At 36.3% G+C, this 16,978-nt stretch carries 14 protein-coding genes; 6 read left to right on the top strand and 8 right to left on the bottom strand.

Annotation, left to right across the window (positions count from 1 at the left end):
- Window positions 1-4 precede the first annotated feature (4 nt).
- The 3 genes from fusA to rpsL are packed head-to-tail and all read right to left on the bottom strand — an operon-like array spanning window position 5 to window position 2,978.
- Window positions 5-2,113 carry an elongation factor G gene (gene fusA / locus DIT68_RS07020; RefSeq protein ID WP_109359116.1) on the bottom strand — a complete coding sequence of 703 codons (2,109 nt, stop codon included), beginning with the start codon at window positions 2,111-2,113 and terminating at the stop codon, window positions 5-7.
- A gap of 9 nt (window positions 2,114-2,122) precedes the next feature.
- Complete coding sequence (rpsG, locus tag DIT68_RS07025) at window positions 2,123-2,593, bottom strand: 30S ribosomal protein S7 (RefSeq protein ID WP_109359117.1); 471 nt, start codon at window positions 2,591-2,593, stop codon at window positions 2,123-2,125.
- Between the two features lie 10 nt (window positions 2,594-2,603).
- Window positions 2,604-2,978, bottom strand: a complete 375-nt coding sequence (gene rpsL, locus DIT68_RS07030) for a 30S ribosomal protein S12 (RefSeq protein ID WP_109359118.1) — start codon at window positions 2,976-2,978, stop codon at window positions 2,604-2,606.
- A gap of 965 nt (window positions 2,979-3,943) precedes the next feature.
- Between rpsL and DIT68_RS07035 the strand changes: the two genes are divergently transcribed.
- Window positions 3,944-6,232 (top strand): ATP-dependent helicase, encoded by a 2,289-nt coding sequence (locus DIT68_RS07035; protein WP_109359119.1) that lies wholly within the window; start codon window positions 3,944-3,946, stop codon window positions 6,230-6,232.
- Window positions 6,233-6,530: 298 nt separating this feature from the next.
- Here DIT68_RS07035 and DIT68_RS07040 read toward each other — a convergent pair whose 3' ends face one another.
- Together DIT68_RS07040 and DIT68_RS07045 are read right to left on the bottom strand one after the other, a co-directional pair.
- Complete coding sequence (locus tag DIT68_RS07040) at window positions 6,531-7,910, bottom strand: TolB-like translocation protein (protein WP_109359120.1); 1,380 nt, start codon at window positions 7,908-7,910, stop codon at window positions 6,531-6,533.
- Between the two features lie 141 nt (window positions 7,911-8,051).
- Window positions 8,052-8,948 (bottom strand): EI24 domain-containing protein, encoded by an 897-nt coding sequence (locus DIT68_RS07045; RefSeq protein ID WP_109359121.1) that lies wholly within the window; start codon window positions 8,946-8,948, stop codon window positions 8,052-8,054.
- Between the two features lie 244 nt (window positions 8,949-9,192).
- On the opposite strand from DIT68_RS07045, the gene purB reads away from it, so the two are divergent.
- The 5 genes from purB to DIT68_RS07070 all read left to right on the top strand — a co-directional run bounded on the left by purB (window position 9,193) and on the right by DIT68_RS07070 (window position 15,261).
- Window positions 9,193-10,536, top strand: coding sequence for an adenylosuccinate lyase (gene purB, locus DIT68_RS07050; protein ID WP_109359122.1), 1,344 nt, complete (start codon window positions 9,193-9,195; stop codon window positions 10,534-10,536).
- Window positions 10,537-10,782: 246 nt separating this feature from the next.
- Window positions 10,783-12,402, top strand: coding sequence for a hypothetical protein (locus tag DIT68_RS07055; protein WP_109359123.1), 1,620 nt, complete (start codon window positions 10,783-10,785; stop codon window positions 12,400-12,402).
- 102 nt (window positions 12,403-12,504) lie between these two features.
- Window positions 12,505-13,299: a hypothetical protein gene (locus DIT68_RS07060; RefSeq protein ID WP_109359124.1), complete on the top strand. Its 795-nt coding sequence runs from the start codon at window positions 12,505-12,507 to the stop codon at window positions 13,297-13,299.
- A 4-nt stretch (window positions 13,300-13,303) separates the two neighbouring features.
- On the top strand, window positions 13,304-14,521 hold the full coding sequence (locus tag DIT68_RS07065; protein WP_109359125.1) for a 3-deoxy-D-manno-octulosonic acid transferase: 1,218 nt from the start codon (window positions 13,304-13,306) through the stop codon (window positions 14,519-14,521).
- Window positions 14,522-14,808: 287 nt separating this feature from the next.
- A complete protein-coding gene (locus DIT68_RS07070; RefSeq protein WP_109359126.1) occupies window positions 14,809-15,261 on the top strand; it encodes a transposase in 453 nt (150 codons plus the stop codon).
- 119 nt (window positions 15,262-15,380) lie between these two features.
- Here DIT68_RS07070 and DIT68_RS07075 read toward each other — a convergent pair whose 3' ends face one another.
- From DIT68_RS07075 to DIT68_RS07085, 3 genes are all read right to left on the bottom strand, one after another.
- A complete protein-coding gene (locus DIT68_RS07075; protein ID WP_109359127.1) occupies window positions 15,381-16,112 on the bottom strand; it encodes a Bax inhibitor-1/YccA family protein in 732 nt (243 codons plus the stop codon).
- Between the two features lie 110 nt (window positions 16,113-16,222).
- A complete protein-coding gene (locus DIT68_RS07080; RefSeq protein WP_109359128.1) occupies window positions 16,223-16,618 on the bottom strand; it encodes an RNA-binding S4 domain-containing protein in 396 nt (131 codons plus the stop codon).
- A complete protein-coding gene (locus DIT68_RS07085; protein WP_109359129.1) occupies window positions 16,615-16,971 on the bottom strand; it encodes an MmcQ/YjbR family DNA-binding protein in 357 nt (118 codons plus the stop codon). The genes DIT68_RS07080 and DIT68_RS07085 overlap by 4 nt, the downstream gene beginning before the upstream one ends.
- Window positions 16,972-16,978: the final 7 nt, after the last annotated feature.

Below are 16,978 nucleotides of genomic sequence, written 5' to 3' on the forward strand. Positions count from 1 at the left end.
TAGATTAAGCTGTAACATTTCCTTTAATTTTCTCGATAACACTATCTGCAATGTTTTTTGGGCAGATATCATAGTGTGAGAACTCCATAGTTGAAGTTGCACGACCTGAAGATACTGTTCTCAGAGTGGTTACATAACCGAACATTTCTGAAAGTGGTACGTGAGCCTTTACAACCTTTGCACCGTGACGGTCATCCATTCCTTGCATTTGACCACGTCTTCTATTTAAATCGGCAACTACATCCCCCATATTTTCTTCTGGAGTAACAACCTCTAATTTCATGATTGGCTCAAGAAGTTGTGGGTTTGTTTTAGGAACTGCATGACGATACGCCATTTTTGCTGCTACCTCAAATGATAGAGAATCTGAATCGACTGCGTGGAATGAACCATCAACCAATTCTACTTTAAGTGAATCCATTGGATATCCTGCAAGAACACCGTTCTTCATTGCAGTTTCAAATCCTTTTTGTACAGAAGGAATATATTCACGAGGAACGTTACCACCTTTAATACTATTGATAAACTCTAAACCTAATTTTTCTTTATCTTCCTGCGGACTAATCTTCACTACAATATCAGCAAATTTACCACGACCACCTGACTGTTTCTTGTAAGTTTCTCTGTGATCTACAGGAGTAGAAATCTGCTCTTTGTAAGATACCTGAGGCTCACCTTCATTAACTTCCACTTTAAATTCACGCTTCAAACGCTCGATAAGAACTTCAAGGTGCAACTCTCCCATTCCTGAGATAATAGTTTGACCTGAATCTTCATTTGAAGTGATTTGGAATGTTGGGTCTTCTTCAGATAATTTATTTAATCCAACAGATAACTTATCTACATCAGCTTTAGTTTTTGGCTCGATAGCGATTCCAATAACTGGATCCGGGAAGTCCATAGACTCAAGTACAATTGGGTGTTTTTCATCACACAAAGTATCCCCAGTACGAATATCTTTAAATCCAACCGCTGCTCCGATATCTCCACAATCTAGCAAATCAATTGCGTTTTGCTTGTTTGAGTGCATTTGGAACAAACGAGAGATACGTTCCTTTTTGTTCGTACGTGTATTATAAACATAAGAACCCGCTGAAATTTGTCCAGAATAAGTTCTAACGAAACATAAACGACCTACGAAAGGATCCGTAGCAATTTTAAATGCTAATGCTGCCATTGGCTCATCTGGGCTTGGTTTTCTAGCCTCAGTCTCACCAGAATCAGGGTTTGTTCCTTCAATTGCTTCAACATCTAAAGGAGATGGTAAGAAAGCCATAACGGCATCCAAAAGCGTTTGAACACCTTTGTTCTTGAACGCTGAACCACACATAATAGGTGTGATCGACATAGATACTGTAGATTTTCTAATCGCAGTAATCATTTCCTCCTCAGTAATTGAATCTGAATCTTCGAAGAATTTCTCCATCAAAGCATCATCTGATTCAGCTACAGTTTCGATAAGGTAGTTTCTATATTCCGCTACCTGCTCTTTCATGTCTTCTGGCATATCTACCTCAGTCCAAGTCATCCCTAGATCCTCTTCATTCCAAACAAATGCTTTGTTTACAATAAGGTCTACAACTCCTCTAAAAGTATCTTCTGAACCAATAGGCAATTGAAGCGGCACTGGTGTACCTCCTAATCTTTCTTTAATTTGGTTTACCGTTCCCAAAAAGTCTGCACCTGCACGGTCCATTTTATTCACGAAACCAATTCTTGGAACACCGTATTTATCCGCTTGTCTCCATACAGTCTCTGACTGAGGTTCAACACCTGAAGACGCACAAAATAGTGCTACTGCACCATCCAATACACGCAAAGAACGCTCTACCTCTACGGTAAAATCAACGTGACCTGGGGTATCAATGATATTAATTTTATACTCTTTATCCAAGTAAGTCCAAGAAGCAGTTGTAGCAGCAGAAGTAATTGTAATACCTCTTTCTTGCTCTTGCTCCATCCAGTCCATTACCGATGCTCCGTCATGCGTCTCACCCAACTTGTGACTTATTCCTGTATAATAAAGAATACGCTCTGTAGTTGTGGTTTTCCCCGCATCTACGTGAGCCATAATCCCGATGTTTCTTGTATATTTTAAATCTCTTTTTGCCATAACTTATCTTTAGAATCTGAAGTGAGAGAATGCTTTATTGGCTTCTGCCATTCTTAAAGTATCTTCTTTTTTCTTGTATGCACCACCTTCTTCTTTAGAAGCAGCAATAAACTCGTTCGCTAAACGCTGAGCCATTGTTTTTTCGTTACGCTTACGAGAGAAAGTAATCATCCACTTCATCGCTAATGATTGTTTTCTTCCTTCACGCACAGGAGTAGGTATCTGGAAAGTCGCCCCACCAACACGTCTACTTCTTACCTCTACACTTGGAGTAATGTTTTCGATTGCTTTTTTAAACACATCCAAACCTTTTTGGTCTTCCAATTTACTTTCAACGATGTCAATTGCATCATAAAAAATCTTGAAAGCAGTGTTTTTCTTACCGTCAAGCATCAAGTTATTAACAAACTTCGTTACTTGAACGTCATTAAATTTTGGATCCGGAAGGATCTCAATTTTTTTGGCCTTTTTTCTTCTCATGACTTACGTTTTATTTTTTAGGTCTCTTAGTTCCATACTTAGAACGACGTTGTGTTCTCCCTTCAACACCCGCGGTATCTTCTGCACCACGAACGATATGATATCGAACACCAGGAAGATCTTTTACTCTTCCTCCTCGAACCAATACCATCGAGTGCTCTTGAAGGTTGTGACCTTCCCCACCGATGTAAGCATTGACTTCCTTACCATTTGTTAAACGTACTCTGGCTACTTTTCTCATAGCTGAGTTAGGCTTCTTAGGTGTAGTGGTGTACACACGCACACATACTCCTTTACGCTGCGGACAAGAATCAAGTGCTGCTGACTTGCTTTTTCTCACCGGCGCTGTTCTTCCCTTGCGCACTAACTGTTGTATAGTTGGCATATTTTTACATTAAATTTTTACAATAAATAACTTCCCCAAAACTACTTTGAGGGCTGCAAAAATAAATATATAAATTTAGAATCCAATAGATAATCAATAAAACTTACTGATTTTTAACAAAGAAGTGTTGATTGTTTTTCTCTGCTTGTGTTTTAATTGATTTTTAAAAGCAGATTTTCTACTCAAAAAAAAGCACTTAAAATATGATTTATGGCCTTAAGAATTCCCTTTGGGAAAGGAATAAACTTAAATTAGTAGAACACAAATGTAAAAGTTTTTTTGGATAATACTCAAATTTAAATATTCAAATTAAATAAGAAAACTAAAGGATGATTTTATTAGTTTGAGAAACAATTAATTACGCTTTTTTCTTTGGGGTATAAAACTATTCATTGGATGTTTGGGGTAAGAGTCTCCTGTAGATAGCCTCTGAATTCGCAGATGTTTTTAAGTTGCTGTGCTCGTTGTTTTCTCCCGCGGACTTTCGCAGATTTCGCAGAAAAAATTTGGTAGGCTGGTTTGCAATAGGTGGTCGTTTAAAAATGTTCTCGCAGGATGTCATTAAGTTCACAAGTTAGGGGCTGATTTGGTTCATTGATTTGTAGTGGGTAAATTGTTAAAAAAGCTTCCGCAGATTATTGCTGATTTCGCAGATGTTTTTTTTTTTTGGGACGCTGTGCTCATTGTTTTCTCCCGCGGATTTTCGCAGATAAAAAAATGATTTGGCTGAATGGAATAATTGGTGGAGTCCTTAAATCTAGATTTGTCAGAACAGTAAAAGTGAGTTCGTGGAAATATAAAACTATTTTCATTTGAAATGCTTTCAGAGGAATAAAGCGTGTACGTGAGATAACATTAGTTTACTGCCACTCCATAATTCTCAATAATGAAGCATAAAATCAATTCGAAATGAAAAAGAAATCTAAAAACAAATAACATCAAAGGTTATTTTTATCTTTGTTCCTATGGATTATTTAGACGGATTAAACGAAAGTCAACGCAAGGCTGTTGAACATATTGATGGCCCAATGATGGTAATTGCAGGAGCAGGTTCAGGTAAGACTCGGGTACTTACCTATCGCATTGCTCATCTTTTGAGAAATGGCGTTGATGCGTTCAGTATTCTAGCCCTAACATTTACCAACAAGGCTGCAAAGGAAATGAAGGAGCGTATCAATTCTATTGTTGGCGGAAATGAGTCTATGAATATTACCATGGGAACCTTCCACTCTGTTTTTGCCCGAATATTAAGATATAATTCGGACAAACTGGGTTATCCCTCGAATTTCACGATCTACGACACTCAAGATTCTCGGAGTTTAATTAAAGCCATTGTTAAAGAGTTTGGACTCGACGACAAGGTTTACAAACCCAATGCAGTTCAAGGAAGAATATCCAGTGCAAAGAACAACTTGATTTCCCCTGCTGCATACGAAGCCAATGTAGAAATTGTCTCCGAAGACAGAATGTCTAGAAAGCCAGAAATTTTCAGAATATATAAGGAGTATGCGAAAAGATGTTTTCAGGCAGGCGCTATGGATTTTGATGATCTTTTGTATCAAACCAATGTTTTGCTGAGAGACTTTCCCGAGGTATTGCATTTTTACCAGCAAAAGTTCAAATATGTTTTGGTAGATGAGTACCAAGACACCAATTATTCTCAATATTTGATCGTAAAGAAATTAGCTGCGGTTTATGAAAACATTTGTGTGGTTGGGGATGACGCCCAGAGTATTTATTCTTTCCGTGGGGCAAACATTGAAAACATTTTAAACTTCAAAAAAGATTACCCCGATTTCGACATGTTTAAATTGGAGCAAAACTACAGAAGCACAAGCAACATAGTTAAAGCGGCAAACTCTATTATTAAAAGAAATAAAGATCAAATCCAAAAAGATGTTTGGACCTCAAACAATGAAGGAGGGAAAATTAATATTATTCGCTGCTTAACTGATAACGAAGAAGGTCGGGTAATCACAAATAGGATTTTTGACATAAAACAAAATGAAGGAGCTGACTATAAAGATTTTGCGATTCTCTACAGAACGAATGCACAATCTAGGTCTTTTGAGGAATCTTTAAGAAAGTTGAACTTACCTTATAAAATATATGGTGGGCTTTCATTTTACCAGAGAAAAGAAATTAAAGACTTAATTGCTTATTTCAGGTTGGCTGCAAATCCAAAAGATGAGGAAGCATTAAAACGAGTAATTAATTATCCGAAAAGAGGAATTGGAAAAACATCCATGGACAGTGTAATATTAGCCGCTCGCCAATATGATGTATCCATTTGGGATGTTATTTCAGACTTTCATAGATACCCTGTTTCAATTGGTGCTGGAGCAAGAAACAAAATGGCGCAATTTGCACTTAAAATTCAAAGTTATGCTGCTCAAATGGACACTTCACCTGCTTATGATTTAGCAAATAATGTTGCACAGTCTTCTGGAATTTTAAAAGATTTATACGATGACAAATCTCCTGAAGGAGTAACACGTTATGAAAATATTCAGGAGCTACTGGCCGGGATAAAAGAATTTTCTGTTCAACAGGAAGAAAAAGACGAGATGGGAACATTAAGTGACTTCTTAATAGACGTTGCTTTACTAACCGATGCTGACAAGGAGACCGAAGAAGACAAGAACACTATTACATTAATGACAATTCACGCGTCAAAAGGATTGGAATTTCCTCATGTTTTTATTGTTGGGTTAGAAGAAAATTTATTTCCTTCTCAACTGTCTTTAACTTCAAGGACGGAGCTGGAAGAAGAACGAAGATTATTTTATGTTGCAGTTACAAGAGCCGAAAAAACATGTACACTTTCTTACGTAGTGAGCCGTTATCGCTGGGGACAATTGGTTACAGCAGAACCAAGCCGATTTATAGATGAAGTAGATAAAAGCTATGTAAATATAGAAAATGATACCAGAGGTCGTTCTGGAGGAAGGTCCTTGAGTGGTTATCAGCGCCCATCCGAAGAGAGAACGAAAGGCTTTGGACAAATGGGAACAGGCAATCGGAACCTTAGACCTGTGAAAGAGACAAGTTCTGTATCATCGAAAAGTAAAACTGGTGGAGGAACCACGGAAAATTTAAAAGTAGGATTTAATGTAGAACACGCACGTTTCGGAAAAGGAAAAGTCACTGCTCTGGTTGGAGCTGGATCTGACCAAAAAGCAACTGTTTTCTTCCCAAGGGTTGGACAGAAGACCTTGATTTTGAAATTTGCAAAGTTGACTGTTGTAGAGTAGAGACTAAATTATTACCAAGAATAAGACCAAGACCACGAGCTACAAGCTCGCGGTAGCTTGGTAATCTACAAGCTCGTGGTAGCTTGGTAGCTTGGGCTCTTCGAACACGGATTTTCACAGGTTTTTGGCTCGAATGCTGTTCTTCAATTACGAAATAAGAATGGTTTAATCACGAACTGCTCGCCTCGCTAAAATGGAACGCTGAACTTCGTTACTTTCGGTAGACCTGATCACCGAAATCTTCCTACAGCAATGTGGATTTGGTTAACATTCGAAATTCATAAATCGTAATTTTCCATTATTTGACCGTTGGAATTTCCCAATTTTCAATTGACATTTCGAAGATGTCTAAACTCGATTTATCGCCTTGAATTCTGTAGGTGGAAACGACTGCTTTTTTCAAGTTTTCGAAGTATCTAAAGAAAATATCATCGTTTACAGTATTAAAATCTGCTCCTAAGTTTACTGGAGTAGACCATTCGTTTCCTCTGTTCTCTGTAACGTAAATATCATAGTCCCCCATTCCTTTATACCCGTTTGAGGAGAAGAATAAAAAGCGTCCGTCTGGTGTGATGAACGGAGTTGTTTCGTTGCTTGTTGTGTTTACAGTCATTGGTAGTTTTTTGGCTGTCCCCCAATCTCTTCCAACTTTATGGACAACGTAAATGTCAGATTGTGATTTTTCTCCATCTCTGTCACTTATGAAATACATTGTGTTTCCATCGGCTGTTAAAGTTGGTGCTCCGTCAAAAAAGGAAGTGTTTATGGATTTATTTTTAATTGCTCTCGGCGAACTCCATTTGTCTTCTTTGGTTTTCTTGGCAGTAAAAATATCAGAGCCTCGGGTCTGCTTTTTAACATTGGCAACAGAAGTATTAACGGTTAGGTAAAGTTCTAATCCGTCTGCTGTAATATGGTTAATCGCATCAAAACCATCGCTATTCAACCTATTTAAATCGTTTGTTACTTTCCCCCAAGTTTTACTTTCATCGTCCCACTTTGCATAATAAATATCTTCGAAGAAACGCTGATCGTCAGGATTTACATTTCCTCCTTTTGTATCTGGTCTTCTCGAAACGATAAAAGCTTCTTTTCCGTCGTTTGACATCACCAAGTTATAATCATCATAACCTGAATTAATTTTTTCATCTAGGAGCTTTTTCTCAAAAACGGTTTCCAATTGAGATACAGAGTCTGCAAACTTTAATTCATCTAATAAACCATTGATGTTGTAAGCCCTATTCTTAGCATTTGAAAGTAAACCCTGTGCTTTTACATAATTAATTGCAGCAGAATCAAGTAGATTTTGACGGTGATAAGCTTTGCCCATTAAGTAAAGTAAATCTCCGTCAACTTCACCTGCTAGAGCTTCAGCGATTCTGGCATATTTTAGGGCATAGCCAAAATTATCCATTTTGTAATGCGACTCCCCAATCCAATATGCGGCTTTTGAGCTATATTGATCTCTCACATAGGCTTCACGAAATCTTCTTAGCGCATCCCGTGTTCGACCTTTTGAAAATTCTTTTTTACCCTCTTCTAAAAAGTATAAAGAAGTTGTTCTGTCGATAATCGAAGAAGTTGAATCTGGCGGTAAAACATCATTGTCAAGCTCACTAATTTCAGCATTCGCATTGAATATGAAGGTTGAAAACAAAAGGGTATATATCAGTTTCATAAGTAATAATAGTATTTGAAATCTAAACTTGTTTTAATTAAATAAAGTTGCTTTTGAAGCATATCACTATTCTAAAATCCTACCAAAGATAAAAAAATGTGTGGAGAGAGGACCGTTTTACAATCAGAATAATCCAGTGTTTCACTCATCCAATTCATTATCAGCAGATTTTAATTCTATTTCTTGATTATCGGCATAGATATTTGAGCTTAAATCGACCAAATCGTGCATTGCAATTGTGGCTGCCACGATGGTTAAAATAGGTGCAATGGAAGCCAGCATCCAAAGTAAAAACTGGAATAAACTAGTACCTAATGTTTTGTAAGGATGTTCTAAGAAATTACTATAGTTTACCATTTCACCTAGGTCTACTGGAACTAAAATAAAAATGGAATAAATACTCCCAATAGCAATGGCTAAGCCCCTGTGATTTCGAATAAAATGAATACTTTGATCGATATCTAACCTTCTTCTTTCGTTAATGTAATCGATAAAGCTGAAGCCATAATAAAAGAAACCAATTGCAAAAGTGAGATAGAAAAATGGTGATTGATGTACTTCATCCCAACCTAAAGCAGAAACAAGTAATATGAGTAGAAAAAAGATATATTCCCACATTACGTTTCTCATGGCAATGCGCAAACCTCTTTTTACATCATGTAAAGTTTGTTGTAAACTGAAAGGATATTTGTTGTTTGTTAATTTCTTTTCTACGACTTGGGAAATTATTGAGATCAATGGAGAAAGCACCACAACTACAATATATTTTGCAAATTTCATCAGGATGAGTCCGATAGAAATACTCAGCAACATTTTAAGAAGAAACCAAATCGTTTCATTCATATTGGTACATTCTAGACAACCTTGCTCTTCTGACCAACCTGCTTGCCATGATGCAAATTGACTTCCCACATAATAAATCAGCAGCATCAACAAAGCGGGAATTGGCAAATACCAATACAATTTATGTGTTTTGATAAACCTAATGGCTTTCCAATAACTTCTGATGCCTAAAGCGAAATGTTTGAAGAATTTCATTAGTGATTTTGAATTATGCAGCTAAGTTAGGAAGGATAATTTTTATGAAGTCATACAACTGGAGATAAAATTAATGTTACAAATCCTTATGTTCCTCTTTTTTTTATGTTCCTCTTTTTTTTCTGAGCAGGTATTTCTAGTGATCTTTAGCCTTAAAGCACATAGCCCAATACCTAAAGCTATAAATTCACTCTAATTTAGTATCTTTGCATTTTTTAATATTGAATATTTTAATAAACGCGCAATGGAATTGAATACACTCACTGCAATCTCTCCAATTGATGGAAGATACAGAAGAAAAGTTGAAGAACTAAGCCCTTACTTTTCAGAATTTGGATTGATAAAATACAGGGTATTGGTAGAAATTGAATACTTTATCGCAATGGTAAATTCTGGGGTTTCTCCATTGGCTGATTTTCCAAAAGATAAGTTTGATGATTTACGTGCAATCTATAAAAACTTCGCTGAAGAAGATGCACTCCTTATTAAGAAAACGGAAAGAACAACAAACCACGATGTAAAAGCGGTAGAGTATTTTGTGAAAGAAAAGTTTGAAGGACTTGGTTTAGAAAAATACTTGGAGTTTGTTCATTTTGGATTGACTTCTCAAGACATCAATAATACATCAGTTCCATTATCAATGAAAAATGCCGTAGAAGAAGTTTATCTTCCTGCGTTGAACGAGGTATTGGACATGTTGGCAAAATACGCTAAAGATTGGGCTGATGTTCCAATGTTGGCAAAAACACATGGTCAGCCAGCTTCTCCTACTCGTTTAGGAAAAGAGATTTTGGTATTCCATGAAAGACTTTCAATTCAAATAGAGCAGTTGAAAGCTGTTCCTTACTCTGCTAAATTTGGTGGAGCAACAGGAAACCTAAATGCGCATCACGTAGCATTTCCAAACGATGATTGGAAATCATTTGCAAACCATTTTGTGAGTGAACACCTAGGATTATCAAGAAGTCAAACGACCACACAAATTGAGCACTACGATAATTTAGCAGCACTTTTCGATGCAATGAAACGCATCAATAACATTTTGATTGATCTAGACAGAGATATGTGGACTTACATTTCTATGGATTATTTCAAGCAAAAATTGAAAGAAGGAGAAGTTGGTTCTAGCGCAATGCCACACAAGGTGAATCCAATCGATTTTGAAAATTCGGAAGGAAACTTAGGAATTTCAACAGCGATTTTGGAACATTTGGCAAGTAAATTACCTATTTCAAGATTACAACGTGACTTAACAGATTCTACTGTATTGAGAAATGTTGGTGTTCCATTAAGCCATTCTTTAATTGCATTTAAATCGACTTTAAATGGTCTACAGAAGCTATTGATTAACGAAGAGGCTATTGAGGCAGATTTAGAAAATAATTGGGCTGTTGTAGCAGAAGCGATTCAAACAATCTTGAGAAGAGAAGGCTTCCCAAAGCCTTATGAAGCGCTAAAAGGATTGACACGCAAGAATGAGAAAGTAACGAAAGATACTGTTCATACTTTTGTTGAGACTTTAGATGTTTCGGATGATATTAAGGAGGAGTTGAAGGCGATTACTCCACAAAACTATACAGGGATTTAGTTTTTTACCTTGGTGTCTTCTGCAAGCTCTGTCACCGCAAAACAACCCCTTTGGCGGAGTCCCCGGAAGAACTCTGCTTCGAAAGTGTTGAAGAGCGTAAATCAAGATTGAAATCAAAATATTTATTAGAAAGTGTTCAGACTAAGTTTGGACACTTTTTTCATTTATGGCTAAAAAGTTCCGCCATGTTCCAAGAGAATTGTATATTCGTTAAAAGATAGCTTTTTAGAATTCTCAAAACTAACAATGCGAAATACACTTTTACATCTTACGTTATTTGTTCTGTTTAGCTTTATTGGCAAATTGAATTACGCACAAGTCATTGCGGACTTTGATGATATTTCAATATTTTTTGGTGACAAACAAAAGTCTGGATCAAATGTTGAAAGTTTATTAAAAACTGAATCCGATCAATTGATTTGTGTTCAAAATGAGCTTTCTTTTTCCAATGTATTTTCTAGGAACAACTCTAAATATGCTTTTAATTTTATCACTGATTATAAAATACCAGAGGCGCATCCCATAACTTTTTACGGAAATGGTAAGAAATCTAGTCTCACACATTACAGTGTTTTGGGGGATAACATTCTTGGTATTTCTTCGCAAACAGCATTTCTGAACAAAGAGCAAAAATTATATTTCCATTTCATCAATTTATCCTCTCAAGGCAAATCGAATCATGGTTTTCCGGTTAAAGATTATTTTTTCATCAATGGAGAGGTTGACTTATCTGAAATTACAGTCGTGAGCAGTCAAGATAAAAACTATGCTTCCATGATTTACATCCATGAATCAGCACCAGAAAATTATAAAAACATAAAATACCTAAATTTCAAGAACAACTCTCCCCTGCCCCAAAGCGGAAACTTTATTTACCCCTTCCCTCCCGATGAATTTGAATTTTTAGATTTCTATATTAAAGATGAAAGTACTCAATACATCACTTCTGGACATTTTTTAAAAAATGTAACAACAAAAAACTGGAACCAACAATCGAAATACTACAAATCTATTACGGTTGGTGAAATAAAGAATCAGAAATTTAGTTATGTTACTATCGAGGACGAGGGAAAATTCTATTCACAACTAGAAGTAAATAATTTGTCTGATCAAATTACGATAAGTGGATTATACGCTTCTTTCATAGACGCCAATATTGAAGGTGTGTTTACTGCAAAAATCACAGAAGATGGGACAATTGTAGACAAGCAATACTCCCCATTCTCTAACGACGTAATTTCAACTATCGCAACTTACAATTTGGATTTCCTAAATGATCAAAACACTATTAAAAATGAATACCTAGGATTTGAAATTATAGAATTCTATGCTACAAAAGATGGATATTTGGGAATGGCAGAGTTTAAAGCTTTAGAGTACAGATATGGAAGCGCCGATGTTCCGGGTGCAACAAACACCGTAGATTCCTACTACTGGAGCAATGACCTAATCGTTTTTAAAATAAATTCTGATGGTCATATTGTTTGGGACAGGACAATCCCCAAATACCAGAGATCTATAAATGACGGAGGCTATCATTTATCAAGCGCAAGTTATTTAGATGCCAAAAAGCTGCACATTTTCTTTAATGACAACCTGCTTAACTATGACCAAGATGGAGACTACAATAGAAACGGAGATTTCCCATATGCCACTCAATTTAATGCTGGAAAAAATACCATAGCCCATGTTTCTCTTAACCTTGAAGATGGATTTTTAGAAAGGAAGAGTACCATTGGCAAAGAGGAAACCAATTTGTTATTTGTTCCTCTTCTTGCCACACCATTTCCCGCTACTAAAAAATTAATGATTTACGGCAGAACAGGAAATAAGCAAAAGTTAGGCAGTATTAGTTTCCCCGATTGATTTTAAACCTGTAAAGCATAAGTAAAGAATAAGATAAAATAAAGTCTTAATTGACTTGTTCTTTTTACTTTTGCGGATAGCGGAAAATCAAAAACACGACAAATGGAAAAACACGCAATAACAAATACCATTACATTGAATCAGAAATTTCTTTTCTTGATTTTCGCACTCTTAATTATTAGCGCAGAAGCAAAGGCACAAAGAGATGTAAGCGAAGCTATTTCCACGCCTTACGTAGGTATTCATTATGGCCCCAATTGGACAGGCGGAGACTTAAAAGATCGCTATGGATTTACCAATACAATTGGGACACACACAGGGTATAAAACGAAAAGAAATTGGGTTTATGGAATTGATGCTAACTTTACTTTTGGAAGTGACGTAAAAATTGAAGGTATTATCCAAAATCTTAAGGACGAAAAAGGTCAAATTATTAATACCTCTGGAACTCCCGCCATTGTATTATTAATGAATAGAGGCTTTAATGTTAATGCCTCAGTGAGCAAGATTATTCCCATCGGAAAATCAAATCCAAACTCTGGTATAATGATTCAACTTACTGCAGGATATGTTTGGCATAAGCTAAGGATTGAAACCCAAGAGGATGAAGTTCCCCAATTGCAAGGAGATTATTTACTGGGGTATGACAGACTGACCACTGGTTTTAACACTTCTCAGTTTATTGGCTATAACTTTATGGCAGACCGTGGAATACTCAACTTTTATGCTGGAGCTTATTTCCAACAAGGTTTTACAGTTAACCAGAGAGATTTATTTTGGGACCACCCCAATGAAAAAGTGAGCAAAGACTTGCGAATGGAGCAAATGTTTGGTTTGCGTGTAGGTTGGTTAATTCCAATTTACAAACGACAAGTAAAAGACTATTATTACAATTAGGAATATGCTTTACACTTTAGGCATCTACTTTTATGGTTTTCTATTAAAACTAGGATCTCTTTTTCATCCAAAGGCCAAAAAATGGGTTAATGGAAGAAAGAACTTTTGGAATAAAATCCCCCATCTTTCAAATCAAAACCTTGTTTGGTTTCATTGTGCTTCTTTAGGAGAATACGATCAAGGAAAACCCATAATGGAAGCTTGGAAAAAAGCTCATCCCAAAGATTTTATTTTAGTTAGCTTTTTTAGTCCATCTGGATATGAAAACGTAAAAGACAAATCTGTTGGAGATTACACATGTTACCTTCCTTTAGACACAAAGAAAAATGCAAAAAAGTTCATGCAACACTTCAAACCAAGCGTTGTGTTTTTTGTGAAATACGAAATTTGGGTTAATCACTTAAAAGCGGCAAAGAAAAGTGGGGCTAAACTATACTCTGTCAGTGCCTCCTTTAGAAAAAACCACCGCTTCTTCCAGTGGTATGGGGGAACCTTCAGAAAAGCATTGTTTTTATTTGACCATATTTTTGTTCAGTATCCTCTAAGTAAAGAGTTACTATCAAAGATAGGGGTCCAAAATGTGACCGTTTCGGGCGACACACGATATGATCGTGTTGCTCAGAGGGCAGAGGAAGAAAAGGAGAACAGCATAATTGCTCCCTGGGCTAAAAACGAATCTATTTTCGTGATAGGGAGTTCTTGGCCTGATGATGAAGAGATGATTCTTCCTTATATGAATGACTATAAAATTAACACGAAGGTCATCATCGCTCCCCATGAGATAGATCGCGCACATATTCAGGAAATCATCGATCGTTTAAAAGTAAGCTATCAACTGTATACTAATATCCAAAACGGAGAAGAGCTAAAACGCCACACCCAAGTACTCATTCTAGACTGCATAGGTGTTTTAGCAGATGCCTACAGGTATGGAAATATCGCTTATGTTGGCGGAGGATTTGGAACGGGCTTGCACAACATATTAGAACCCGCTTCATTTGGTTTACCCGTAATTTTTGGCCCCATTCATAAAAAGTTTCCTGAAGCTCAGGAGTTCATAAATAACGGAATTGCCAAGAGCTGCGATGAAAACAAATCCTTTTTTGAAGCCTACACCTTATTCGCAAAGACCCCGTCTATTCAAACACAAGTGAAAGAGTTTATTGCCAGTAAACGAGGCGCAACTCAAATAGTGATGGAGGAAATTCAGTCATCTGAGTAATTTTGTATGCTTCTAGTTCTGAATTTTAGGGGAAATCCCGTTTCCATAATCATTCTTCTTTTTCAAATTGTAACTCAACGCTAGGCTCACATTCTTCAAGTCTAGAAGCGCCCCACCACAACCTCGATTGAATATCTTTAATCAGTAATTCCATGATTACAAAATGGAAAATCAGACATTACGGTAAGAAATCTAAATACAAGAAACAGAAAGTAATTGCACAATCCATTTGCGTTTTAAAGAAAAACTGCTAATTTAGTTATCACTAACACTTTAAATCAAAAAACATGGATAATCTAGATCAAGTTCACTGTCATGCATGGATACATTGCTTGATATCAACAAAGGATGAAACACCATCAATTCAACTTCATTTTAAGGAAGAACTTCACGAGTTGATTCAAGCTACATTTTCAAGCATGGGTTCAACCGTTAGGATAATTAACAGTTCTCCAACACATTTGAATTGTTTATTCAATCTTAACCCCTCAAAATCTGTTCAAGAAATTATAGACAAAGTCAGAGATGTATCTTCTCAATTCATAAACTCAAAAACAGGAGTTGATAAGCAATCTATTTGGGAAGAAGATTTTAGTTGTATTTCAGTAGATGCCACGAATATAGAAGAAGTTTACAGCTTTATAAGGGACCAAGAAATAAGAAATCTACAAAACAACAACATCAGTGAGTTTTCTCAATTTTTAGAAGTTCATGGTGTAGATCTCGAGGCCGCAGAATAGTACCAACAAAACAAAACCCTCCAAAGTCAGTCTGCTTATTGCGTGACGAAACTTGGAGGGTATTGTATTAAAAGATATTTTATAGAGGAATAACACCTCAAACAGCATTCCGTTAGGGTTTATTCTCTTCCACCTAACAGGTGTAATAATGACATAAACAAGTTGATGAATAAAATATAAAGAGTTAAACCACCCATTAAGCTTGCTTTGGCTTTATCCTCGGAAGAAACAGAAGCATCTAGAGCTATTGCTTTCAAGCGTTGCATTTCCCAAGCTGTTAAACCTGTAAAAACAAATACTCCAACGATTGAAATGAGGTAAGCTAACCACTCACTGTTCATGAACATGTTTACAATGGCAGCAATAAAAATCCCTATGAATGCCATGTACAACAGACTTCCCATTTTTGATAGGTCGACTGAAGTGGTATAGCCCAGTATCGCCATTGCACCAAAAGCACCTGCTGTAACGAAGAATGTTATTGCAATATCTCCCATACTGTAAACAAAAAAGATAGAGGCCAAACTAGCTCCAATCAATGAAGAGTACAATACAAAAAGTCCAACCAATGCCGGAAGTGAAAAACTTCTGTACTTTGCTTGAATTAAAAATACCAATGCTAAAGGTGAGAAGGCTACAACATAAAACAAAGGACTAACAGAACCTGTTTCAGCGTTTATGAACCATTCCATAAATAATCCAGAACTTGCTAAATACCAAGAAACAACACCTGAAACTAAGAGTGCCATAAACATATAGGTATAAACTCCAGTAAAGAATTCCTTAACCTGCTGCTTAGTCGCTGTTTGATTAATTTGTGAATCAAACGATGAATCAATGTAATTTTCCATTTTTTATTTAAAATTTATTAGGTACAAATATACGAAAATTCAAGATTATAAAATACCTAAGACTTGCAATCCAATATGAATTAACAATAATTTCTTATTTCAATGAAAACCTACCACCCTTCATCATCTTCATTTTCCCAATGAAGAAAAGAATCCAATACTCGGCGTTCTTTTTTACTGGGCTTACCCGTACCGTGACCGCGATAAGCACTTTGGGAAGCCTGATAGAGTTTATATTTTTCAATTTCTTCCACTGGGGTAATATCTATCAAATGGTCTTCTACTAATTTAGCCCCCACTCTATTTTTGAGCAAGGCTTTCACTTTATAGGTAAAAACGGAGGTATGTTTGACTATCCCAATTTCATCTCCCACCTTCACCTCGCGCGCGGGCTTAATTCCCTCGCCGTTAAGCTTCACCTTCCCTTTCTTCACTAACTCTGTAGCTATTGAACGGGTTTTACATAAGCGCGTAAACCAAATAAACTTATCTATTCTTACACTCATTGGCTTAATTCTTTTTGAATTTTTTTCGAAAATGATTTGAAGACAAGATCATAAGAATGATCTATTAACTCATAAATCAATGAGTCTGGAACATCCTCGTTAAAAGAGAGGGTATTCCAATGTTTTTTACTCATGTGATAGCCTGGAGTAATTCCAGTAAAATCTGACCTTAACTCCAGCGCCCTTTCCGGGTCGCATTTTAAGTTACAAGACTTTTCTCTATCTTCCCTTAAACTCAAAAGAGCGAACATTTTATTGTTCACTCTAAAGACTAAAGTTACATCATCAAAAGGAAGCGCTTCATCCACATGTGCCTTACTCAAGCAATATTCACGAAACGTTTCCAGATTCATTCTATAA

It is taken from the genome of Brumimicrobium oceani (assembly GCF_003143775.1).
Classification (GTDB): Bacteria; Bacteroidota; Bacteroidia; order Flavobacteriales_D; family Crocinitomicaceae; genus Brumimicrobium; species Brumimicrobium oceani.